Origin of the sequence: Saccharomonospora marina XMU15 (assembly GCF_000244955.1) — a bacterium.
Taxonomy (GTDB): domain Bacteria; phylum Actinomycetota; class Actinomycetes; order Mycobacteriales; family Pseudonocardiaceae; genus Saccharomonospora_A; species Saccharomonospora_A marina.
Genome location: NZ_CM001439.1, coordinates 4,959,595 through 4,982,401, shown reverse-complemented (window position 1 = coordinate 4,982,401; position 22,807 = coordinate 4,959,595). Strand labels below are relative to the sequence as shown.

Annotated in this window: 19 protein-coding genes; 12 read left to right on the top strand and 7 right to left on the bottom strand. The window is 68.5% G+C overall.

Annotated elements, in window-relative coordinates; all coding sequences use genetic code 11:
• Positions 1–5: 5 nt before the first annotated feature.
• Positions 6–860 (bottom strand): DUF72 domain-containing protein, encoded by an 855-nt coding sequence (locus SACMADRAFT_RS23475; protein WP_009156350.1) that lies wholly within the window; start codon positions 858–860, stop codon positions 6–8.
• Positions 861–991: 131 nt separating this feature from the next.
• On the opposite strand from SACMADRAFT_RS23475, the gene SACMADRAFT_RS23470 reads away from it, so the two are divergent.
• Positions 992–1,885 (top strand): SGNH/GDSL hydrolase family protein, encoded by an 894-nt coding sequence (locus tag SACMADRAFT_RS23470; RefSeq protein ID WP_009156349.1) that lies wholly within the window; start codon positions 992–994, stop codon positions 1,883–1,885.
• A gap of 22 nt (positions 1,886–1,907) precedes the next feature.
• Here the strand turns inward: SACMADRAFT_RS23470 and SACMADRAFT_RS23465 are convergent, their stop codons facing one another.
• Positions 1,908–3,554 carry a DNA repair helicase XPB gene (locus tag SACMADRAFT_RS23465; RefSeq protein WP_009156348.1) on the bottom strand — a complete coding sequence of 549 codons (1,647 nt, stop codon included), beginning with the start codon at positions 3,552–3,554 and terminating at the stop codon, positions 1,908–1,910.
• A gap of 372 nt (positions 3,555–3,926) precedes the next feature.
• Between SACMADRAFT_RS23465 and SACMADRAFT_RS23460 the strand changes: the two genes are divergently transcribed.
• From SACMADRAFT_RS23460 to SACMADRAFT_RS23450, 3 genes are all read left to right on the top strand, one after another.
• Positions 3,927–6,509, top strand: coding sequence for a sensor histidine kinase (locus SACMADRAFT_RS23460; RefSeq protein WP_009156347.1), 2,583 nt, complete (start codon positions 3,927–3,929; stop codon positions 6,507–6,509).
• Between the two features lie 152 nt (positions 6,510–6,661).
• A complete protein-coding gene (gene mdlC, locus SACMADRAFT_RS23455) occupies positions 6,662–8,242 on the top strand; it encodes a benzoylformate decarboxylase (protein ID WP_009156346.1) in 1,581 nt (526 codons plus the stop codon).
• A gap of 131 nt (positions 8,243–8,373) precedes the next feature.
• The gene (locus SACMADRAFT_RS23450; protein ID WP_009156345.1) at positions 8,374–8,706 is read left to right on the top strand and encodes a YciI family protein; all 333 of its coding nucleotides are present in this window, start codon (positions 8,374–8,376) and stop codon (positions 8,704–8,706) included.
• A gap of 109 nt (positions 8,707–8,815) precedes the next feature.
• On the opposite strand, the gene SACMADRAFT_RS23445 is transcribed toward SACMADRAFT_RS23450, so the two are convergent.
• Genes SACMADRAFT_RS23445 through SACMADRAFT_RS23430 form a run of 4 tightly spaced genes read right to left on the bottom strand, consistent with a single transcriptional unit; the run spans position 8,816 to position 12,218 of the window.
• Positions 8,816–9,610, bottom strand: coding sequence for an ABC transporter ATP-binding protein (locus SACMADRAFT_RS23445; RefSeq protein WP_009156344.1), 795 nt, complete (start codon positions 9,608–9,610; stop codon positions 8,816–8,818).
• Between the two features lies 1 nt (position 9,611).
• On the bottom strand, positions 9,612–10,421 hold the full coding sequence (locus tag SACMADRAFT_RS23440) for an ABC transporter permease (protein WP_009156343.1): 810 nt from the start codon (positions 10,419–10,421) through the stop codon (positions 9,612–9,614).
• Complete coding sequence (locus tag SACMADRAFT_RS23435; protein ID WP_009156342.1) at positions 10,418–11,191, bottom strand: ABC transporter permease; 774 nt, start codon at positions 11,189–11,191, stop codon at positions 10,418–10,420. Before SACMADRAFT_RS23435 ends, SACMADRAFT_RS23440 begins: the two co-directional genes overlap by 4 nt.
• A gap of 1 nt (position 11,192) precedes the next feature.
• Positions 11,193–12,218 carry an ABC transporter substrate-binding protein gene (locus SACMADRAFT_RS23430; protein WP_009156341.1) on the bottom strand — a complete coding sequence of 342 codons (1,026 nt, stop codon included), beginning with the start codon at positions 12,216–12,218 and terminating at the stop codon, positions 11,193–11,195.
• Positions 12,219–12,744: 526 nt separating this feature from the next.
• On the opposite strand from SACMADRAFT_RS23430, the gene SACMADRAFT_RS23425 reads away from it, so the two are divergent.
• The 6 genes from SACMADRAFT_RS23425 to SACMADRAFT_RS23400 all read left to right on the top strand — a co-directional run bounded on the left by SACMADRAFT_RS23425 (position 12,745) and on the right by SACMADRAFT_RS23400 (position 18,693).
• Positions 12,745–15,750 carry a sensor histidine kinase gene (locus tag SACMADRAFT_RS23425; RefSeq protein ID WP_009156340.1) on the top strand — a complete coding sequence of 1,002 codons (3,006 nt, stop codon included), beginning with the start codon at positions 12,745–12,747 and terminating at the stop codon, positions 15,748–15,750.
• Positions 15,751–15,753: 3 nt separating this feature from the next.
• Positions 15,754–16,212 carry a roadblock/LC7 domain-containing protein gene (locus tag SACMADRAFT_RS23420; RefSeq protein ID WP_009156339.1) on the top strand — a complete coding sequence of 153 codons (459 nt, stop codon included), beginning with the start codon at positions 15,754–15,756 and terminating at the stop codon, positions 16,210–16,212.
• A gap of 75 nt (positions 16,213–16,287) precedes the next feature.
• Entirely contained in the window at positions 16,288–17,052 is a 765-nt protein-coding gene (locus SACMADRAFT_RS23415) for a DUF742 domain-containing protein (protein WP_009156338.1), read from the top strand.
• Positions 17,033–17,641 (top strand): GTP-binding protein, encoded by a 609-nt coding sequence (locus SACMADRAFT_RS23410; protein WP_009156337.1) that lies wholly within the window; start codon positions 17,033–17,035, stop codon positions 17,639–17,641. Before SACMADRAFT_RS23415 ends, SACMADRAFT_RS23410 begins: the two co-directional genes overlap by 20 nt.
• Before the next feature lie 145 nt (positions 17,642–17,786).
• Positions 17,787–18,206, top strand: a complete 420-nt coding sequence (locus SACMADRAFT_RS23405; RefSeq protein WP_009156336.1) for a roadblock/LC7 domain-containing protein — start codon at positions 17,787–17,789, stop codon at positions 18,204–18,206.
• Positions 18,199–18,693: a DUF742 domain-containing protein gene (locus tag SACMADRAFT_RS23400; protein WP_040926751.1), complete on the top strand. Its 495-nt coding sequence runs from the start codon at positions 18,199–18,201 to the stop codon at positions 18,691–18,693. The genes SACMADRAFT_RS23405 and SACMADRAFT_RS23400 overlap by 8 nt, the downstream gene beginning before the upstream one ends.
• An 87-nt stretch (positions 18,694–18,780) precedes the next feature.
• On the opposite strand, the gene SACMADRAFT_RS23395 is transcribed toward SACMADRAFT_RS23400, so the two are convergent.
• Entirely contained in the window at positions 18,781–21,021 is a 2,241-nt protein-coding gene (locus SACMADRAFT_RS23395) for a helicase-associated domain-containing protein (RefSeq protein WP_040926750.1), read from the bottom strand.
• A gap of 64 nt (positions 21,022–21,085) precedes the next feature.
• Between SACMADRAFT_RS23395 and SACMADRAFT_RS23390 the strand changes: the two genes are divergently transcribed.
• Together SACMADRAFT_RS23390 and SACMADRAFT_RS23385 are read left to right on the top strand one after the other, a co-directional pair.
• Positions 21,086–21,289 (top strand): hypothetical protein, encoded by a 204-nt coding sequence (locus SACMADRAFT_RS23390; protein ID WP_408640360.1) that lies wholly within the window; start codon positions 21,086–21,088, stop codon positions 21,287–21,289.
• A gap of 95 nt (positions 21,290–21,384) precedes the next feature.
• Positions 21,385–22,788, top strand: a complete 1,404-nt coding sequence (locus SACMADRAFT_RS23385; RefSeq protein ID WP_009156332.1) for an NAD-dependent malic enzyme — start codon at positions 21,385–21,387, stop codon at positions 22,786–22,788.
• Positions 22,789–22,807 lie beyond the last annotated feature (19 nt).

Here is a 22,807-nt window from a genome sequence, read left to right as displayed (position 1 = left end):
TGCCGCTAACGCGAGGCGCCCGGTGCCGCCTGGCGAAGGCCGAGTTTCTCGGCCAGTGCCACGGCGTCGCCGGGCGCCTTCGCTTTGCTGTCGTTGTCGAAGTAGACGTAGGTGTCCAGCCCGGCCGCGTGCCAGGCGGTGATCTTGCGGGCCCATGCCGAGAGTGCGCGGTCGGAGTAGCCGCTGGTGTAGAGCTCGACATCGCCGTGCAGCCGCACGTAGACGAAATCGGCCGTCACATGCTCCAGGTACGGCCAGGTTCCGGCCGTGTCGGCGACGACGAGCGCGACGCCGTAGTCATGCAGCAGCTCAAGGCACGCCGGGTCGGCGAAGCTGGAGTGGCGAGCTTCCAGCGCGTGCCGCACCGGGCGGTCGGGGCCCGCGTCGAGGTAGGGCTCGCAGTTGAGTTTGCTGTCGTGCCGCGCCGCCAGCCGCGAGACGGCGGTGGTGTTGCCGGGCAGCAGCCGCAGGAAGTTCTCGATACGTTCCGCATCGAAGGCCAGCCGTGCGGGCAACTGCCACAGCACCGGCCCAAGCTTGTGACCCAGGGCCAGCACCCCCGATGCGAAGAAGTTGGCCAGCGGTACTTCCGGATCCCGTAGCTGCTTCAGGTGCGTGATGAAACGGCCGCCCTTGACCGCGAAGCGGAAGTCCGGGGGCGTCACGTCGTGCCAGTGCCGGTACCGCTGCGGGCGCTGCAGTGAGTAGAACGAACCGTTGATCTCCACTGTGTTGACGCGACGAGACAGGTACTCCAGTTCGCGCGGGTGCGCGAGGCCGCGCGGGTAGAACGTGCCGCGCCACGCCGGATAGAGCCAGCCCGACGTGCCGATCCTGATGTCGGCTCCGTTGCGTGGCATGGTCGCCCCCACGGCGAGTGAACGCGGTGCTCTCCAGTGCTGTCCAAACCCTGCTGGACAACGCCGCGACTCGCACACTACTCTCCAGTAACTACTTGCGGGTAATGAGTCGCTCACCGTGGAGGACCTCGATGCGCCGTGCGCTGGCCACGCTCGCGACCGCGACCGCGTTGCTCACCACCGGTTGGCTCGGCGCCCTTGCGCCTGCGGCTCAATCCGCGCCGACGGCCGACGGCCGGGGTTACTACGACTACGTGTCGCTCGGCGACTCCTTCACCTCCGGCACCGGCATCCCCAACCAGGTCGATCTGCCGTGCACCCGATCCGACCGCAACTACCCCTCGCTCGTCGCATCGCGACTGGAACCTTCGGAGTTCACCGACGTCAGCTGCGGCGGTGCCGACACCACCCACATGACCAGCCCGCAATGGGGTGTGGCGAACGCTGCGCAGTTCGACGCGCTGGCCACCGACACCGACCTGGTGACCATAGGTATCGGTGGCAACGACATCCCCTTCGTCGAGGTGATCGTCACCTGTGCGACTCTGGGCGCGGGCGTTCCTCACGGGTCGCCCTGCCGTGACTACTACAACTTCGGCGGCACCGACCGGCTCGCGGAGAAGATCCGAGCGGTCGGCCCGTTGGTCGCAGACGTGCTGCGCGGTATCGCCGAGCGCTCGCCGCGCGCGGACATCTACCTGGTCGGCTACCCGGTGCTGCTGCCTGACTCGGGTGCCAACTGCTGGCCGGTGGTGCCCATCTCCGACGGAGACGCCCCCTACCTGCGCGACATGACCAAGTTGCTGAATCAGGTGCTGGCACAGCAGGCACAGCAACACGGCGTGACCTTCGTGGACACCTACACCAGCAGCATCGGGCACGACATGTGCAAGCCCACGGGCGAGAAGTGGGTGGAGGCAGTGCTGCTCACCTCACCGGCGGCACCCGTGCACCCCAACGCCTTGGGCGCGCGTAACCAGGCGCGCCAGGTACTGGCCGCGCTCGGCGAGACGGCCGATGCATGAGGCGCTTCGCGGCGAGTTCGCGCTACAGCGGCCGCAGCAGGTCGTCGGCGTCGATGATGCGGTAGGCGTAGCCCTGTTCGGTCAGGAAGCGCTGGCGGTGCGCCGCGTAGTCGGTGTCCACCGTGTCACGCGAGACGACCGAGTAGAAGTGGGCCTGCCGCCCGTCTCCCTTGGGTCGAAGCAGCCTGCCGAGCCGCTGCGCCTCCTCCTGCCGCGAACCGAAAGTGCCCGAAACCTGGATCGCCACCGACGCCTCAGGCAGGTCGATCGAGAAGTTGGCGACCTTCGACACGACCAGCTTGTCCAACTCGCCTCGGCGGAAGGCGTCGAAGAGTGCCTCCCGCTCGGCGTTGCGGGTGGAGCCCTGGATGACCGGGGCCTCCAGTTCGGCGCCGAGCTCCTCCAACTGGTCCAGGTAGGCACCGATGACAAGCGTGGGCTCACCCGCGTGCCGCTCCACGATCGACTTGATGACGGCCACCTTCGTCCGTGCCGTCGACGCCAGCCGGTAGCGCTCCTCGCTCTCCGCCGTGGCGTAGCCGAGCCGTTCGCCGTCGGTGAGGGTCACCCGGACCTCGACGCACTCGGCCGGTGCGATCCAGCCCTGCTGCTCGATGTCGCGCCACGGCACGTCGAAGCGCTTGGGTCCGATCAGCGAGAACACGTCGCCCTCGCGGCCGTCCTCGCGCACCAGTGTCGCCGTCAGCCCGAGCCGCCTGCGCGACTGCAGGTCCGCCGTCATCCGGAAGACGGGCGCGGGCAGCAGGTGCACCTCGTCGTAGATGATCAGTCCCCAGTCGCGGGAGTCGAACAGTTCCAGATGCCGGTACTCGCCCTTGGTCTTGCGCGTGACGACCTGGTAGGTGGCGATGGTGACCGGACGGATCTCCTTCTTCTCTCCGGAGTACTCGCCGATCTCGTCCTCGGTCAGCGACGTGCGGGCGACGAGTTCACGCTTCCACTGCCTGCCCGCGACCGTGTTGGTCACCAGGATCAGCGTCGTTGCCTGAGCCTGCGCCATCGCCGCGGCGCCGACGAGTGTCTTGCCCGCACCGCACGGCAGCACGACCACGCCGGAGCCGCCTGCCCAGAACGCCTGCGCGGCGTCACGCTGGTAGCCGCGCAACGCCCAGCCGTCCTCGGCGAGCGAGATCGGGTGCGCCTCCCCGTCGACGTACCCGGCGAGGTCCTCTGCGGGCCAACCCACCTTCAGCAGTGCCTGCTTGAGCCTGCCGCGCTCGGAGGGGTGCACCACGACGGTGTCGTCGTCGATGCGCGAGCCCAGCATGGGGCTGATCTTCTTGCTGCGCAGCACCTCTTCCAGCACGGCGCGGTCGGTGGTGGCCAGCACCAGGCCGTGCGCGGGACTGTTGAGGATCTGCAGCCTGCCGAACCGGCCCATCGTGTCGACCACGTCGATGAGCAGCGGCTGCGGCACCGGGAAGCGCGAGTACGTGGTGAGCGCGTCGACCACCTGCTCGGCGTCGTGGCCCGCCGCGCGGGCGTTCCACAACGCGAGCGGAGTGACGCGGTAGGTGTGGACGTGCTCGGGCGCACGCTCCAGCTCTGCGAACGGCGCGATCGCGATGCGGGCGCCCTCCGCCTGCTCGTGGTCGACCTCGAGCAGCACGGTCTTGTCCGACTGGACGATCAAGGGGCCATTACTCACATCGTCCTTTATACGTCGCCCACGCGACAACGCCGCGGTTGCGGCGGCGGCGAGCGGGTCGGGGCTTCGCGATACCTGAATCAGATTCGGGTAGGCGGGCGAGCTGTTTTCGGCCCAATCCCCCGAGCTTGCCCGCGAGCAGCGCAATTGCCTGGCGCAGCCGGAGTAGCGGGCCGCCGCCGAGGGGAAACGGATGCGAAATCAGGTGGTGGTTTTCGCCATTGTGGTGGAGTCGGCGCCGACGGAGCCAATACCATCGTCGGCAATCGTGCTGAATCTGCGGGCGTCTTCTGGGGCACGGCGATGCGTCGCTACTCTCAAGTCGTTTTCTGGGGACGTGCCCCCTGACTGCGGTTCGACTAAGGAAGCCAGGTGACCCGTCGCAGCGAGCGTCCCCCTGCTGGTGGCGCGGCGGAGCATCGACGCGCGGGGGGCCGGTGGCGGCTTCGCAACTGGCGACTGCGTACCAAGCTGATCGTGGTACTGGTGGTGCCGACCCTCGCCGTGGTGGCGCTACTCGGCCTGCGGGCCATGGCGGATCTGCAGCGGGCGAACCGGTTCGCCGAAGCCGCCGAGCGCGTACGCGTGGACAGCACGGTCGCCGATCTGGTCCACGAACTGCAACGCGAACGGGATCTCACGGTCGGCTACGTCGCCGCGGGCCGCACCGGCGACATCGGCGACGTGTCGCGGCAGCGGGAACGGGTGGACGCCGCCGCCGGTGTGTTCGAACGCACACTGGTCGCTTCGGGTCCGTCGATCTCAGCGCGGGCCACGGCGAGTTTCGAGCGGATGCGCGACCGGCTCGACGTGCTCACCGGGCTGCGCTACGCGGGCCAGCACTCCGAACAGGGCTCCGACGCGGTGGCGCACTCCTACGGCGAACTGATCTCCGGGCTACTCGACGAGGGCGACCAGGCGGCCGCCGACGTGGTGGACGACACGCTGGTCCGCACCCGGCTGGCGGCCGGGGCGCTGGCCAGAGTCAAGGAGCAACTGTCGGTCAGAAGGGCACTCGTCGCGGAGGCGATCGAGCGGGGCCGTGTGCCGCAGGACACCGAACGCGCGCTGCTGGAGGCCGCGACGTTGCTGCAAGCCTCCCGCGAGGAGTTCCTGAAGTACGCCACCGCGGGGCAGCGAGCGGACTACGCCGACACCGTGCTCGGTCCGGAAGTGGATGCCGCCAACGACATGGCCGACTCCGTGCTGGCGAGCGCGCGGACAGCAGCGAGGCTCACCGAACTGTCGGCCTCGGCATGGGACGAGGCCGCGACCACCACGGTGGACCTGGTCAAGCGGGTGCAGGAGCACCTGCTCATCGGCATCCAGCAGCGTTCCGACGCACTCGCCGCGCAGGCCCGCCGCTCGGCTGTGCAGGACTCCGGAATCGTGCTCGGGGTGCTGCTCGCCGCGGGATTGCTCACCGTGGTGATCGCGAGGTCGCTGCTGCGGCCGCTGCGAATCCTGCGGTCCAGCGCGCTGGAAGTGGCACAGTACCGGTTGCCGGAGGCCGTGCAGGACATCCTCGCCGATCCCAACCCACGCCCCGAGATCACCTACAGCAGGAGGATCGAAGCCGTCCCGGTGTTCACCAGGGAAGAACTCGGGCAGGTCGCACGGGCCTTCGACGCGGTGCACGGGCAGGCGGTGCGGCTGGCCGGTGAACAGGCGCTGCTGCGCGAGAACGTCAACTCGATGTTCGTGAACCTGTCCCGGCGCAGTCAGGACCTGGTGGAGCGGCAACTGTCGGTGCTGGACCGGATGGAGCAACACGAGCAGGACCCCGACATTCTCGGTGGGCTGTTCGAACTCGATCACCTCGCGACGAGGATGCGGCGCAACAGCGAGAACCTGCTGGTGCTCGCGGGGCAGGACGCGGGGCGGCCACTGCCGGAGTCGGTGTCCGCGGACGAGGTCATCGGTGCGGCGCTGTCGGAGGTCGAGCACTATCAACGAATCCAGGTGGGGACACCGCCGAGCGTTGCCGTGCACGGCGAGGCGGTGAGTGACGTCGTGCACGTGATCTCGGAGTTGCTGGAGAACGCCACCGAGTACTCGAGTCCGCGTGCTCCGGTGTCCGTGGTCAGCACGGTGACCGCGCACGGCGAGTGGCGCATCGACATCACCGACCGCGGCCCCGGCATGCCGGAGGTCGAGATCCGCAGGGCCAATGCGCGGCTGGCGGAACCACCCGCTGTGGACGTGGAGGTCTCGCGGCGGATGGGGCTCTACGTCGTCGCGAGACTGGCCGAGCGGCACCGCATCCGGGTGTGGCTGGCGACGGCGGACGGCGGGGGTATCACCGCGAGCGTTGTGGTGCCCTCGACTCTCGTGGAGTTCATGTCGCCGCTGCCGCCCGGCGTGGTGGACCCGGCTCCGATCGCACCGATCCAGCAGCCGCACCCGTCTCGGGCGGCGCGATCGCAGGCGTTGCCGGTTCCGCCGCCACGCCCTGTGCCACAGCCACAGCCACAGCCACAACCGGAGCCACAGCCGCAGCCGCAGCCACAGCCACAACCGGAGTCACTGCCGCCGCCGCAGCCGGAGTCACAGCCGCAGCCGGAACCAGCGCAGGCGTCGTGGTCGCCGGGCGAGCGGTACGGCGACCACCTACGGCCCGAACCGGCACCAGCGGGGCGACACGCCTACCGGCCCGACGGGGTACCGGATCCCGCGGATGCCGACACCCTGCCAACGTGGCCGGTCGACGACGGGGACCAGCCGGGCGAGTACCGCCACCCGCTCGAGGAGGACACGCCCACCGACCGGATGCCCGCCTACCAGGCCGCGCTTTCGGAGTGGTTCCGCACCGGACCCGGCAGCAACTCCACGGCGGCCCGCTCGGCCGAGGGGCAACGGCATACCAGGGTCAGCCGCGCACCCGAGGACGTGCGGGCGAGGATGACCCGGCTGCAAACCGGAGTCAGGCGGGGGCGGGAGCACTGCGCGGACTGACCGTTCGTGCGAATCCGCAGCCCGTGACGGCCATCACCGACGGCGAACCGGCTCGCACCGCACGTGAACGTCGGATGATCGCGGCGATAGCGGGATCATCACGATCACGCCGTGGCTTCCGAGGTGAGGGGCCGAGCGGATAGCGTGCAAGCATGGGATCGGTACGCGATGTCACGCGAGACCTGCTGCGTGAATACGGACTCACCACCGTTTTCGGGAACCCGGGCACCACCGAGATCCCGTTCCTCACCGACTGGCCTTCCGACTTCCGGTACGTGCTGGGGCTGCAGGAGTCGGTGGTGGTCGCGATGGCCGACGGCTACGCGCAGGCCGCCAGGCAGCCGGTGCTGGTGAACCTGCACTCCGCCGGCGGGGTGGGCCACGCGCTCGGCAGCCTCTACACCGCACACCGCAACCGATCGCCGCTGATCATCATGGCGGGTCAGCAGACCCGGTCGTTGTTGCTGGAGGACCCGTTCCTCGGTGCCACGGACGCGGCGGAGTTCCCCAAGCCCTACGTGAAGTGGAGCTGCGAGCCCGCTCGCGCGCAGGACGTGCCCGCGGCGCTGGCGCGCGCGTATCACACGGCCGCCCAACCGCCTTACGGCCCGGTGTTCGTCTCCGTTCCCGCCGACGACTGGGACAGTGAGTCGCCGCCGGTCGCGGCGCGGCGCGCGCTCGCGGGGTTCGCACCCGACCCGAAAGCGCTGGCCGAGTTGGCCGATGCGTTGTCGGCGAGTGCTTCCCCCGCGATCGTGGTCGGCGACGCCGTCGACCAGGACGGCGCGGTCGACGAGGTGGTGGCACTCGCCGAGAAGGTGAAGGCGGGGGTGTACGTCAGCCCGATGTCGGGCAGATGCTCCTTCCCAGAGGATCATCCACTGTTTCTCGGTTTCCTGACGCCCGAACGCATCGCGCTGGCGCATAGCCTGGCAGGGCACGACCTCGTGGTCGTTGTCGGCGCACCCGCGTTCACCTACCACGTCTACCGTGGCGAGCCGGATATCGCGCTGCCGCCGATGTTCGTGGTCAGCGACGACGAGCAGGTGCTGGCGAGGGCACCGCACGGCACCGGCATCAGGTCCACGACCAAGCCCGCCGTGACCCAGCTCGCGGCCGCTGTTTCGGGTTCTCGCGCTGCCGCTCCCGCACCGCTGGCGCGCCCACCGCGACCGGCGCAGACGAATCCGGTGTCCGGCGGCTACGTCTACAGCGTGCTCGCCGAACTGCTGCCGTCCGACGCGATCGTGGTCGAGGAGGCGCCCAGCCACCGCAACGTGCTGCACGACCACCTGCCGATCACCGCTCGAGACACCGGTTTTCTCGCCGCCGCCAGTGGAACGCTCGGGTGGGCGGTTCCCGCCGCAGTGGGAGCCGCCGTCGCCAGGCCGCGGCGCAAGGTGGTGTGTGTGGTCGGCGACGGCTCGAGCATGTACAGCATTCAGGCACTGTGGACAGCGGCGGTGGAGCAGGCGCCGGTGACGTTCGTGATCCTCGACAACACCCAGTACGCGGCGGTGCGCATCCTGGGGGAGGCGATGGGTGGGCAGAAGCTGCCCGGCGTGGACCTCGGCGGCATCGACTTCGGTGAACTCGCGTCCGCGATGGGCTGCTCCGCCTACCGGGCCGAGCGGCCGGACGAACTCAAGCCCGCGCTCAACGCGGCACTGGCCGACCCTCGCCCGAGCCTGGTGCACGTCCGGGTGGACCCCAGCCCGGAGCGGATCTACTGACCTGGGGCGGCATCGCGTGAGTCCGCACGATGCCCCCCGGTGCACGCCGGGATGAGTTTCGCCGCCTCACCGGGTCAACACTTGCGACTGGAATGACGTGGTCGGCTGACCCCACATGGAAGGGCGGTGCCATGGCGAAGTTCGTGGCGATCGGATACGGCGATCGGGAGGGTTACGAGCGGACCGACCCCCGGCTGCGAGACGATGCGCACGCGCACGACCAGCGGCTTCGGGACAGCGGTGTGCTCATGGGCATCGCGGGGACCGCAGTGCGGGTACGCAACCACGCCGCCGAGGGGGTTGAGACCGAGACCGGCTCGTTCCTGCGGTCCTCGCTGCCCGTGGCCGGGTTCGCCGTGCTCGAAGCGGCGACGATCGACGAGGCCGTGGAACTGGTCGCGAACACACCGTGCGCCGTCGCCCACGGTGTCGTCGAGGTCTGGCCGCTGCAGGAGCCACAGTAGCCACACCACAGTAGTCACAGGAGCTACCGCCGAGTGACGGAGCAGTCGGCACGCGGTTCGACGCGACCGCGTGCCGACTCCTTCCGGCAGGCTGGTCAGGGGCCGGTTGTCAGGCCGATGGCTTGGCGGTGGCCGGGGCGCCACCGTGCAGCAGTCTTGCCACCTCTGCGCGCAGCGAGACGAACTCCTGCGCCTCCCTGGTAGCGATCTGGTCGCGCTCCGCGGGCAGGTTCACGGGCAGGTCGGCGACGATCGAGGCCGGTGATTTCGACAGCACGAGTACCCGGTCACCGAGGTAGACGCTCTCGTCGATGTCGTGTGTCACCAGCAGCACCGTGCTGTGGTTTTGCACCTGCACCCCGCGCAGCAGATCCTCCAGTTCGAACCGGGTCTGCGCGTCCACGGAGGCGAACGGCTCGTCCATCAGCAACAGTGCGGGTCGCCGGGCCAGCGCCCTGGCGATCGAGACCCGTTGCTGCATGCCACCGGAAAGCTGCCACGGGTACTTCCCACCCACTCCGGGAAGGCCGACCCACTCCAGCGCCTCTTCGGCCCGCTGCCTGCGTTCTGCTCGGCTGAGCTTCTTCCAGCGCAGCGGGAACTCCACGTTCTGCCGCACGGACAGCCACGGAAACAGCGAGCGGCTGTAGTCCTGGAACACCACGGCAAGGTCTTCGGGTACCCCCTCCACCCTGTCGCCGTGCAGCTTGACCTCACCGCCGGAGGGGCGGATGAGCCCGCTGATGCAGCGAAGCAGTGTCGACTTGCCGCAGCCGGAGGGCCCGACGATGCAGGCCAACTGCCCCGTTTCCACGCTGAACGTCAGTTCGTTCACCGCGAGGTGATCGCTGCCCGCACCACCGTAGCGGTGGGTGAGGCCGGTCACCTCCAACATCGTTGCCATATCAAGCTCCTGCGGTCTTGGCGGTCGCGGCGACACTGGTGTGCTGCCAGCCGAGCATGCGACGTTCGACCATAAGCAGCAAGGCGTTGAGCCCGTAGCCGAGAGCGCCCAGTAGCGCGATCCACGCCCACATCGCCGCGAAGTCGAACCGTTGCTGCGCGAAGATCAGTTCGTAGCCGATGCCGTCGGTAGCCCCGACCATCTCCGATACCACCATGAGGATGAGGGCGAGCGAGAGGCTCAACCGCAACCCCGCGAAGATCTTCGGCGATGCGGCGGGCAGTACCACCATCGCGATCCAGTACGGCCGTGGCGTTCGAAACGATCGCGCCGTCTCCTGCTGGGTGGTGCTGACCGAGCGCACACCGTCCACAGTGTTCAGCAGGATCGGCCACACCGAACCGAAGACGATGGTCGCCAGCTTCATCGGGGTGCCGATGCTGAACAGCACGAGGAAGACGGGGATGAGCGTCGGGGGAGGCACGGCGCGCATGAAGGCGAACAGCGGACCGACGTAGTCCATGCCGGTCCTCGACCTGCCGAGCGCGGCGCCGAGGCCGACACCGACCAGTACCGCGATCGCCCAGCCGCCGAACACCCTTCCCAGGCTGGGCAGCACGTCGTCGAACACGCTTTCGCCGAGGAACAACCGGGTGGCAGGGCCGGAAAGCCAGGTGTCGGCGGCGCTGCCGATGATCGTCGTCGGTGGGGGGAAGAACGGGCTTTCCCCGAGCCGAGCCGCCACCTCCCACAGCGCCACGGCCACGAGAAACAGCGCCCATCTACGGACGAAGCCGAGCAGCGGGTTCATGCGGTCTCCTGTGCGGTCGTCGCCGTGTGCCAGCGGAACAACCGATTGCCGAGGCGTTCGAGGCCGTCGTTGACCAGGTATCCGAACACGCCTGCCACCACCGTCCCCGCGAGCACAAGGTCCATCCGCCCGCCGCCGGATGCGGACTCGAGAATGAACTTCCCGATACCGCTGCTGGCCCCCGCGATGAACTCGGTGCTGACCACGACGATCAGCGCGACAGCCGCCGACATCCGGATGCCGGTGAACACGAACGGCGCCGCGTGCGGCAACGCCACCGTGGCCAGCACCGCGGGCCTACCCGCGCCGCACGAGCGCGCGGTGTCGATGAGCAGCGGGTCGATCTCGTCGAAGGCGTAGATCGTGTTGTACAGGATCGGCCAGATCGCGGCGTAGATCGCCAGCGCGATCTTGGATTCCGGACCCCCGCCGATGACCAGGATCACCAGCGGGATCAACGCCACCGAAGGTATCGGCCGCAGGAACTCCACGATGGCTCTCGTCGCCACCCGCACCGCGGGCAGGCTGCCGAGCACGAGCCCGGCGGGCACCGCGATCGCGGTCGCCGCGCACAGCGCGATGGCCCATGCCAGCACGCTGGCTATCACGTCGCGAACGAAATCCTGCTGCCCGAGCAACTCGACTGTCCTGGTGAGCACGACGCTGGCAGGGGGAACGTCGCGCTGCGGTACCAGGCCGGACCTGGCCGCGAGTTCCCAGATACCCAGGAACGCGACCAGGCCGACCAGATTTCGTACTACCGGTCGCACGTCAGGTTTCGGACGGTTGGACGATCATCGGCCCGACATCGATCTTCTCCTTGACGATGTCGAACTCGACCATGAGGTCGGCGACGCGCTGCAGCCTCGAAGCGTCCAAAGTGGCGTGGAACTGCGGCAGCTTCACCAGCGAGGCGATGGCAGGCTCCACCTTGGCCTGGTCCACCAGCACCGGTTCCACCTTGCTGCGGTCCTGCGCGTCGTCACTGGCCTTCTTCATGGCACGCTGGAAGGCCGCGACCGTCTTGGGGTTCTGCTCCACGAAGCCGGCGAGCGCGCCGTAGCCGGCGAGCGGGAAGTCCTTCGTGGGGCCGGTGGCGACGTCGATGACCGGGACGGTGCCCGTGGAGCTGGCCGAGGCGGTCAGGAACGGCTCGATCATCAGTGCCGCGTCGACGTCACCTCGTGACAGCGCACCCGCCATGTCCGGGAAGGACACCGGGACCCATTCCACCGTGTTGAAGTCGAGGCCGTTGGTCTTCATCACCGACTTGACCAGCGCGTCGGAGATCGTGTTCAGCGCCGAGACGCCGATCTTCTTGTTCTCCAGGTCCTTCACGCTCTTCACCGACGAGTTGGGCATGGTGACGAGCTGGATCGCGTCCGGCGTGGTGGAAACGGCGTCGGCGACGAACTTGATGTCAGCGGCACCCTTGCTCTGCGCCACGAGGAACGGGACGTAGCTGGAGAAGGTGATGTCGGCGTCGCCGCCGATCAGTTTGGTCAGCGCGGCCTGGCCACTCGCGGCCTGGTCGATCTTGACGTTGAGGCCCTCTTCCTTGAAATACCCGTTCTTCACGGCCAGGTGCAGGGGCGCGACGTCGATGGCGGGCAGTGTCGCGATCGTGATGTTCGCCTTCTCCACCGAACCGTTACCTCCGGAATCGGAGGATTCGTCGGAGCCACCCAGCAGTCCGCATCCGCTGACCGAAGCCAGCAGACCGATTGTCGCGACCACCGTGGCCAGCCTCGCGCGTTTGCGCGGCCGTCGTTCGGTGGTGGTGCCGTGTCGAAGCAATGCCACTCCTCAGGTATGAGGCGATGAGCCGGTGTCTTGTGTGGGTTAGGGCCAACTGAGCGAAAGACACCCCGACAACTCAGCGAGCCACGGCTACTGTAGAGACCCGGCGCGGTCATCACAATGCGTGCCGGAACCGAGCCGATCGGTACTCTATGGCCCACGATCGGGTGGAACATAGTGTGGCGAAATTAACTGTAGGTTTACTTCTGCCCTGTAAAACAGGGCCTTGACAGCGAACTTGTGCACTCAAGTTTGCTGAGAGTTGACCATCGAGGGTTACATCCCACGGTGGTCTTCGCTACCTTCTGTGTCTCCCGCGCGAAACGAACCTCCGAAGTGTGACGAAAGAGTGACCAAGTGGTGGAGTCGACCTCTACGATGTCGACGCTTCGGTGTGAGTCATCCACCAGACGTGGGTTGACCAGTGTGGTGGCCTGACGCAATGCTTCCGCTGCTTGACCTCCAATGGGGTGACAGGGGGCTATGGCGAATGCGCGGAAAGTAACGAAGTGCTCGGCCAGGGATGCCGGGGATCGGATCCGGCTCGGAGAACGATGGTGGTAGAGCGGTGCCGAACAGTGAGACCGCGGCCGTAGGCGGGCCGGGTGCTGCCCAGGAACAGGCGGGCTCTCAACAGCCGGTGGAACCGGGTGGCTCCCGGTGGAGACTGCGCAACTGGCCACTGCGGTCGAAGCTGGCCGTCGTCCTGATCATCCCGCTGGTCACGGCCCTGACCTTCGGTGGATTGCGCGCCGTTGGCGAACTGAACAGTGCCAAGGAGTTCCAGCGAACCGCCGACCAGTTCGACGTGGCCGCCAGCGTGACCTCCGTGGTGCAACAACTCCAGGGCGAGCGAACACTCGCCGTCGCGAGGATGGCCAACGGGTCGGCCGACCGGGCGGCACTGGACGCGCAGATCACCAAGGTCGACACCGCGGTGCGGCAGCTGCGTGCGGCGGTGGCCGACCTGGAGTTCCCCGACGAGGCCACCAGACAGAACTACGACCAGGCGCTGCAACGTCTCACCGCCCTCGACCCGCTGCGCGCCAAGATCAACAATACCGCGTTCCCCGACCTGGCCGCCTTCGTCACCTACACCTCGATCCTGAGCGATCTGCTGCAACTCGGCCGCGAGGTGAACCTGGCGGTGACCGACAGGGAACTGCTCCGCCGTGGCACGACGGTGCAGGCACTCGGCGAGGCCAAGGAGTTCGTGGCCAGGCAGAACGCCGCGCTGCAGATCGCGGCCGGACGCGACGTCTTCCCGGCCGACCTGCTGGAGCGCACTTTCGCGGCGCAGGCGAGTGCGCAGGCCGCCATCGACTCCTTCAACGCCAACGCCACGTTCGACGAGCAGCAGCTCTACGCCGACCGGGTGTCCGGCGCGGAGGTGGACAACCGGGAGCGCATCGTCGCCACCGCGTTCGCCCGCGCGTCCGCGGGTGAGGACCTGGACATCGACGTCGGGCGGCTCACCGCGGACGGCAGGGCGACCAGCGACATGATGCGCCAGGTGGAGAGCACGCTGCTGGACCGGCTGCGGGCACAGGCTTCCGCGCTGGCGAGTGACGCGACCGACGCGGCCTGGGTGTTCTTCGCGATCGTTGTCGCCGCGCTCGTCGCCACCGTCGTGCTGATGCTGGTGATCGCCCGCGCCCTCATCAAGCCGCTGCGCCAGCTGCGCTCGAGCGCACTCGAGGTCGCCTACGTGCGGCTGCCTGAGACGGTGCGTCGCATCCTCGCCGACCCGAACCCGATCGAGGCATCGCGCAACGCGGTGGAACCGGTGCCGGTCAACAGCAGGGAGGAGATCGGCGAGGTCGCCAGGTCGTTCGACGTGGTCCACGAGCGCGCGATCAGGATGGCCGCCGAGCAGGCGCTGTTGCGCGAGAACGTCAACGGCATCTTCGTCAACCTGTCCCGGCGCAGCCAGCGCCTCGTGGAACGCCAGCTCGGCGTGATCGACCGGCTTGAGGCCGACGAGCAGGACCCCGACCAGCTCGCCAGCCTGTTCGAGCTGGACCACCTTGCCACGCGGTTGCGGCGCAACGGTGAGAGCCTGCTCGTGCTCTCCGGCGCGGGGCTGACGAAGTCGGTGTCCAAGCCGGTGCCCGCCGCCGACGTCATCGGTGCGGCGGTCTCGGAGATCGAGCAGTACGCACGCGTCGAGGTGGGCTCGGTGCCCGATGTCGCCGTGCAGGGCAGGGCGGTGCACGACCTGGTGCACCTGCTCGCCGAGTTGCTCGACAACGCGACCTACTTCTCCGAACCGGAAACCAAGATCAGCGTGCGTGCTGTCGTCACGAGGCGGCACGCGCTGGCCGTGCAGATCACCGACCGCGGCGTCGGTATGACGGAGGAGCAACTCGACGAGGCCAACGAGCGGCTGGCCGACCCGCCCGACCTCGACGTGTCGGTGACAAGGCGGATGGGCCTCTACGTGGTGGCACGCCTGGCGAAGCGGCACGGCATCGAGGTGCGGCTGCGGGAGAACGAGGACATCGAGGGCGGTGTCATCGCGCGGGTCGTCGTGCCGACCGAGCTGTTGACCAGCGCGCCGCACACGGTGCAGGCCCTGCCGCGGACCTCGGTGCCGGAGCAGCGTTCGGAGCTGTCGTCGCCTTCGATCCCGTTCCCCAGCGGGGATCCGGAGGAGACGACGATGCTCCCCCCGACGCCCGCCGAGCCTCCCGCTGCCAAGCCCGTGCCCGACGAGAACGGCCTGACGCCGCTCGACAAGCCCATCAGTCTCGACGACCTGGTGGCGGGGCCGAGCAAGGCGGCGGGCCCGTTCGTCAGCCACGAGGCGTCCCCGCCTGCCCCACCTTCCCGTGCGGACGAACCGCAGTGGCCCTCGGAGTCGCACGAACCCGCACCCGGCGGGGTCGGTGCTCAGCCGAACCTGCTGCCGAAGCGAGAACCGCACAGCACGCCGATGTCCTCGCAGGCCTACCGGTACGAGTCCATGGAGCAGCAAGCCGAGACCGACCAGGGCAGCGCACTGGACGACGACGTGCCGACCAGGAGGCTGCCGATCTACCAATCGGTGTTGTCGCGCTGGTTCAGCGAGGAAGCCGCCGACGAAGCGGCCGCGACGGACTCCGAAGTCGACGATCAGCAGCCCCTCGATCCGGACCCCGGCTCCGAACAGGACTCCTCGGAGCCCGTCGCCGGGGTGGTCGACAGCGGCTGGCGCAGCGCATCGGACACAGGTTGGCAGGCAGCGCATGCGCTGCTGGAGTCGAAGGGCGAGGAGATGACCCCGGCCGGGCTGCCCAAGCGGGTGCCGAACGCATACTTGGTCCCTGGTTCGGTGCGCCCGAGCAAGGGAGACGGGTTCACCGACGCGACGGCGGGCGAACCTGGCGAGGTTGCCATCGCGAGATCGGCGGAGGCGGCACGCAACCGAATGCGGAGTTTCCAGCGTGGTTACCAAAGCGGGCGCCACGCGCTCAAGGAGCCGTCGGACCGAAGCGAGCAGTTCGACGAGGCGGGGGCAGGCCCCCGTCACAACGGGGCGAAGGAGTAAGAGTTGACACGGGCGGGTTCAGCGCAGTCGGGTGTCCCCAAGCAAGGCAACTCGGCGCAGAAGGGTAGCTTCGCTTGGCTCATCAGCGACTTCGTGCACCGCGTGCCCGGCGCGGCACATGCTGTCGTCGTATCCGCGGATGGCCTGCTGCTCGCGTCGTCACGTGGGCTGCCGAAGGACAGGGCTGACCAACTCGCCGCGGTGGCGTCGGGCCTGACAAGCCTCGCCCGCGGCGCGGCGCAGGTCTTCGAGGGCGGCACCGTCGCCCAAACCGTGGTGGAGATGGCCAACGGCTTCCTGTTCCTGATGTCGGTGTCCGACGGTTCGTGCCTTGCCGTGCTCGGTGCGCCGGACAGCGACATCGGCCTTGTCGTTTACGAGATGACACTGCTCGTGGACCGGGTGGGCCAGCAGATGACCCCGGAGTTGCGCGCGCAGCTACAGGGCTCGGTGCGGCGGTAACCGCACGGCCATGAGCGGACCGATGGAGATTTCGGCATAGACACAGTTCGGTGAACAAACACTGAGGAGAACCCCGTGAATTCCGGGCACTCACGTGGTGACCGTCGGCTCGACAGGGACCGTGCCGCCGGGCGAAGGCGTGGCGATCCCAGCGCCAACCCGCGCCGCGGCCGCGATGACAGCGACTGGCGGCTACGGCGGGTGGACGACTCGCTGCCGGGGCGAAGGCTGGACGACTCGGCCGAGTGGTTGCGGCCCGTGGACATCGGTTCGCAAGGCCCCTCCGAGTTCGATGTCACGGAGTATCGGCAGCAGCTGCTGAGTGGGCCGGGAGCCGAGCTTTACGGCATGGGCGGCGGCGGGATGGTCGAACCTCCTCAAGAGGCCGCGGGGTTTTCCCCGTTTCGCGATCCGGCGGGGGAGCGAGGGCCCTCCTCGCAGGAGTTCACCCCGTCTCCCGTGCCGAGGCAGGCCGATGTCGAGCCCGAGTCGCCTGCCGAGACGTCAGGACTTGTCCGTCCCTATTTCCGTACCAAGGGCAGGACGAAACCGGACTACGATCTCGCGATCGAGGCGCTGATCTCCACCAGCGAGCGTGGCAGGAGGCTGGAGCGGGTGCGCGTACCCGAGCACAGGTCCATCTGCGGACTGTGCCTCGACACGCGGTCGGTCGCGGAGGTGGCCGCGCTGCTTCGGCTGCCGCTCGGTGTGGTCAGAGTCCTTGTCGGTGACGTAGCCGGTCTCGGGCTCGTGCTCATTCATTCCGCGTCGTCCATGGTGGGAGACCGGCCCAGTATCGAGTTCATGGAAAGGGTGCTCAGTGGGCTTCGGAGAATTTGACGCGTCCGCGAACACGCCGGCGACGTCAGGCCCGACCCAATCGGCGAAGATCGTGGTCGCCGGTGGCTTCGGGGTAGGCAAGACCACGCTGGTGGGCGCGGTCTCCGAGATCGATCCGCTGACGACCGAAGCGTCGATGACGGAGGCCAGCGTTTCGGTGGACGACCTTTCGTCCACACCGAACAAGGTCACCACCACCGTCGCGATGGACTTCGGCCGGATCACGCTGGATTCCGATCTGGTGCTGTACATCTTCGGCACGCCGGGGCAGCACCGGTTCTGGTTCATGTGGGACGACCTCGCACTCGGTGCGATCGGCGCGGTCGTGCTCGTGGACACCAGGAGGTTGGCGGACGCGTTTCCGTCCATCGACTTCTTCGAGAATCGCAAACTGCCCTACATCGTGGCGATCAACTGTTTCGACCGGTTGCTGCACCATCAGATCGAGGACGTGCGGCACGCGCTCACCATCTCGCCGTCCGTTCCGATCATGGCGTGCGACGCGCGGGAGCGGGATTCGGCGAAACAGGTGTTGATCTCGGTGGTGCAACACGCGATCTCGCACGATTCGGCATTACAGGTGGGCTGAGCCACCCGGTTCCTCGGGGTGCGCCGCACCGGTACCCGGAGTGATTCACCCGAGCGAATGAGGCTTGTGCCCTCGACAGGTTTGACCTGGCTAATAGTCTTGCCGCTGGGTGAGGGCGAAACCGGGCGGCAGGCGAGGAGGGACAGTGACAGCTTCGGCGCAGCGTGACGGTTTCGGCTGGCTGATCACCGATTTCGTACGAAGGGTGCCGGGCGCCGCACACGCCGTGGTGGTGTCGGCGGATGGGCTGCTCCTGTCAGCTTCCGACGGCTTGCCGAGGGAGCGGGCGGAGCAACTGTCCGCCGTCGCCTCGGGACTGGTTTCGCTCACATTGGGTGCTTCGCGGTGCTTCGAGGGCGGTACTGTCCATCAAACCGTTGTCGAGATGGAGCGTGGCTACCTGTTTCTCATGTCGATCAGCGATGGTTCGTGCCTTGCCGTGCTCGCCGCGCCGACGGCGGACATCGGCACGGTCGCGTACGAGATGACACTGCTCGTCGATCGGGTAGGCCAGCAGTTGACTCCCGAGTTGCGTGCTCAGCTGCAGGGCGGTGTGCGTGGATAGGACAGTGGACGAGTGGGAGGCCCTCAACAAGGGCACGGGCCGCGAGCATTTCGACTCGCCGAGCAGGTTCGACCTCGGCAGCGTCCGGCACGTTGCCCAGCTGACCAAGCGTGTCCGCGCGCAGCCCCCGCCCCCGCCACGGTTCACTCACCGGTCGCTGGTTCGGCCCTACGCGCGCACCGGCGGGCGGACCCGGCCCGCGAAGGAACTGGCGCTGGAGGCGTTGGTGGCTACCACCGAACGCGGCAGGCAGTACCACGGTGTCAGCTCACCCGAGCAGCGATTCATCTGCGACCTGTGCGTTGAGGTGCATTCGATCGCCGAGATCGCCGCTTTCGCGGGACTGCCGCTGGGGGTGGTGAAGGTGATCGTGGACGACCTCGAGAACTCCGGGGCCGTGCAGGTTCAGCAGCCGGGCTTCGTGTTGTCCGACCGCTCCTCGCACGACTTCATGACGAAGATTCTGGAAGGCCTGCGCTCGCTGTAACCCCGCGAGTCCTGCGTTCCCGCCCGCGAGTCCTGCGCTCTCGCCCGCGAGTCCTGCGTTCCGGAACGCATCCGGGCGCCTACGGGATCAGTCCTCCACGAGTGCCGCCGAGGTGATGCGGTGCAGCGGGTAGCGCTCGTTGTCGGAACCTTCCAGAATGCCGCCGCCGACCCGCACCGGCGTGATCACCCGCTGCGCCGCCGTGCCGTGCGAGTCGACGAAGCCGATCCACACCTCCCGTTGCTCGCGTGTGGCTTTGGCGAGCAGGGCCAGCGTCGCCGAGGTGTCCGCCCCGCCACCGCCGGGCAGGCGCACCACCGTGCCCCTGCGGCTGCGTGCCGCCTTGTCTCCCGTCCGGATGTGGGCGATGACGGCGTTCAGCTGCTCCGCGCTGACGCCGGTGGGCTCGGCGGCGCCGCGCCGCGCGGGGCGGCCCCGAGCGGCGATCCGCTTGCCGCTGGGCCGTAGGTCGACGATGCGGCCGTCCGGTCCTTCCGCCGCGGGCGCGAACCCCGCCGCCCTCAGGCCCTGCAACACCTCCGCGAGCGGGTACGGGCTCACCAGCACCGTGGGAGCGATCTTGCGAAGCTCGTACTCGTCGGCGACACCGCTGCCGAGAACCTCCGCGATCAGCACTTCGTCGTCGCAGCGAAGAAACGACGCGGCCGTGCCGCCGCGCAGCCTGCCGTGCCTGCGAGCCACGTCGTCGATCAGGTACGAAAGCGATTGCGGTACCGGGGTGGCCGAACGGGTGCGAAAGAGTTCGTGCAGTTCCGCAGCTGTGCGCCCGCTGTCCAGTGCCCGCCGCACGGACGCCTCGCCGACGCGGTACATCGTCGCGTGGCCTGCCGACTCCACATCGGCGACCGCCGCGATCTCCGTTGCCAGTTCCGGCTCCAGCGGGCCGGGAGCCACCACCGTGAGGTCGGCCTGCACGAGCACGTGATCCACCGGCTTCGGCATCGCCTCCGCCATGGCGGAGGCCGCGGCGTGCTGCTCGCCCGCCAGCAGTTGCGTGGTGGCGGCGGGCACCGAACCCAGCGCCACCACGCCGATGGCAGTGGCCTCGGCCATCGCCCAGCGCACCATCTCGTCGCGCAGCCTGCCGCCCCACCTTGGAGCCCGCCACGCGAGCAGAGCCACGAGCGCTTCCACGTCGTCGACCCCGGCCCCTTCGGGTAATTCCGACAGCGCCTGCAGTACCCGCCTGCGAGCCGTGGGTGCCTGCGGTCGGCGCAACTCCTCCGACAGCGGCGCGAGTGCCTTGTCTCTTGGATCTCTCGTGCCCGCCAAACCGGGCAACCGGGGCAGCTCCAGCCAGGCACGGGCGATGGTGAGCCAGCGACCCGCGGGCGGTGCCGCCAACCACGAGTCGGCCAGCGTCGTCGGCAGCCATTCGGCGGTGGTCTCCTCACTCGCCGCCGCCAGTCCGGCACCGACGGCCAACTCCACCAGCAGCGCGGCCCTTTCCTCGTCGGCGTCGAGTTCCTTGGCGACGCGCTTGAGCTCCCGCGTCCCGAGCCCGCCCGCCTTCAACACGGGTGAAGGCTGCTGCGACCACAGCATCAGCAGCGATTCCAGCAGGCGAACGAACTCCATCGCCTCACCGGCCGCGGCCTGGTCCACCGTGGAACGCTCGCGCCTGGTGACGGGCAGCGGGGGTTCTCGGAGCTTGCCGTCCTCGATGACCCTGCCGCCCCGCAGCGCGATACCGACCTCCCTCGGCAGCTCCACGGTCGCCTCGTCCCTGCGTAGCAGCAGCCCGCGCGCCAGCAGTCGCCGCACGGGGGTGGCGGCCGACGGGTCGGTCACCTCCGCCGCCGCGTCCCTGGTCCGGCCTATGGGTGGGCCCTTGGCGAGCACGTCGAGCAACGCTCGCTCGTCCTCACCCACTTGCGCGAGCGTGCCGGGCAGGTCCGAGGCTGACAGGTCCGGGCAGGAAGTGCCCAGCCCGGCTGGGAACGGGCCGAACACCTCGCGTGCGGCGGGCGGGACGCGAAGTCCCTCGTCGTCGCCCCAGACGAGCGCGAGCACCCGCAGCCGGTCGAGTTGGACCGTGATGTCCTCGCCCGCGAGCTCGGCGACGCGGGCGCCGTGCACCGGTTCGGTGTCGGCGCCTGCCACCAGCAGTGTCTCCAGCACCGCCAGCGTCGCGGCGTCGAGCCGTTCGCACGCGCGCGCGATCGAGCCCGCCGTGCTCGCGCGGGTGGCGAGCACGGCGGAGTCGGCAGGCGGGGGCGTCGCGAGGTCGCGCCTGGCACACAGCAGGTTGGTCAGCAGGTCGTCGGATGCCGAGCACAGCCAGTCCGCGAGAGAGGTGGCGGCCATCGTGACCACGATATCTCCCGTTCGAGGCCATCGGGCACACTGTGCTCAGTCGTTGGTTGAGCGGATGGAGGACGACGTGGCGAAGTCGGACGACCGCAAGCGCAAGCGGATCGACCCCACCTGGCCGGAGGTACCCGTGGGCGAGCACCCGGTTTCCGAGCTCGCCGCCGACCGGCAGGGCGCACTCTCGCCGTTCGGCGACGTTACCTTCCCGCTGGACTCCGTGCCGTACGAGCACCCGCACACCGAGATCAACAAGCCCGCATAGTTACTGGTCAGTCACCATCCTGGCCGTCTGCCCGGACACCCGGGGAGCTAATGTTTCCCCGTATATCGCAGAGTTCCTGATGCGGGGGTAGTCCCATGCCGGTTCCCGGGCCCGGTTACTCGATCACCGTGCGACTGGAAGCCCCGCCGTCGGCCAGTGCCGCGGGTGATCTGACCAGCGCCGTGGGCCGGGTCGGCGGTGTGCTCACCGCGTTCGACGTCGTCGAGTCGCACTCCGATTTCATCGTGGTGGACATCACTGCCAACGTGCTGTCGGCCGATCACGCGGAGGACATCACCAAGGCGCTCGACACGCTGGCGGGTGTTCGCGTGCGCAAGGTGTCCGACCGCACGTTCCTGATGCACCTTGGCGGCAAGCTGGAGGTGACCCCCAAGGTCGCGTTGCGAAACCGGGACGACCTCTCACGCGCCTACACCCCCGGGGTCGCACGGGTCTGCCAGGCGATCGCCGCGAACCCCGACGACGCGCGCAGGCTCACGATCAAGCGCAACACGGTCGCGGTGGTCACCGACGGCTCGGCCGTGCTCGGGCTCGGCAACATCGGCCCGGCCGCGGCGTTGCCGGTGATGGAGGGCAAGGCTGCGCTGTTCAAGAAGTTCGCGGGGGTTGATGCGTGGCCGGTGTGCCTCGACACGCAGGACCCCGACGAGATCATCCGCATCGTTCGCGCGCTGGCCCCGGTCTACGCGGGAATCAACCTGGAGGACATCGCCGCGCCTCGGTGTTTCGAGATCGAGGCACGGCTGCGGGAACAGTTGGACATCCCGGTGTTCCACGACGATCAGCACGGCACGGCGATCGTCGTGGTGGCGGCCCTTCGCAACGCGTTACGCGTGATCGGCAAACCGATCGAGAAATGCCGGATCGTCGTCAGCGGTGTCGGCGCCGCCGGTTCGGCGATCATCCGGCTGCTGCTGCGTAAGGCACCCGCCGACATCGTCGCCGTCGACATCGACGGGGCCGTGCACGGAGCAAGGCGCCACCTCGACGACAACCTGCGCTGGGTGGCCGAGAACACCAACAAGGAGGGCTTCTCCGGCACCCTGCACGAGGCGCTGGTGGGGGCGGACGTGTTCATCGGCGTGTCGGCCCCGAACCTGTTCGGCGCCGAGCACGTCGCGACGATGGCCGACGACGCCGTGGTTTTCGCGCTGGCCAACCCCGACCCGGAGATCGATCCGCTGGAAGCGCAGCGGCACGCCGCCGTCGTGGCGACCGGGCGCAGCGACTACCCGAACCAGATCAACAACGTGCTGGCGTTCCCGGGTTTCTTCCGAGGACTGCTCGACGCGCAGGCGCACCAGATCGACGACGAGATGCTGCTGGCCGCGGCCAACGCCATCGCCGACGTCGTGGACGACCGGCTCAACGCGTCCTTCATCGTGCCGAGCGTGTTCGACTCGGCGGTCGCGCCCGCCGTCGCCGAGGCGGTCAGGGCCGCCGCTCGTGGCGAAGAAGAAGTAGCCTCGGCATCGTGAGTGACATGAGTGACATGAG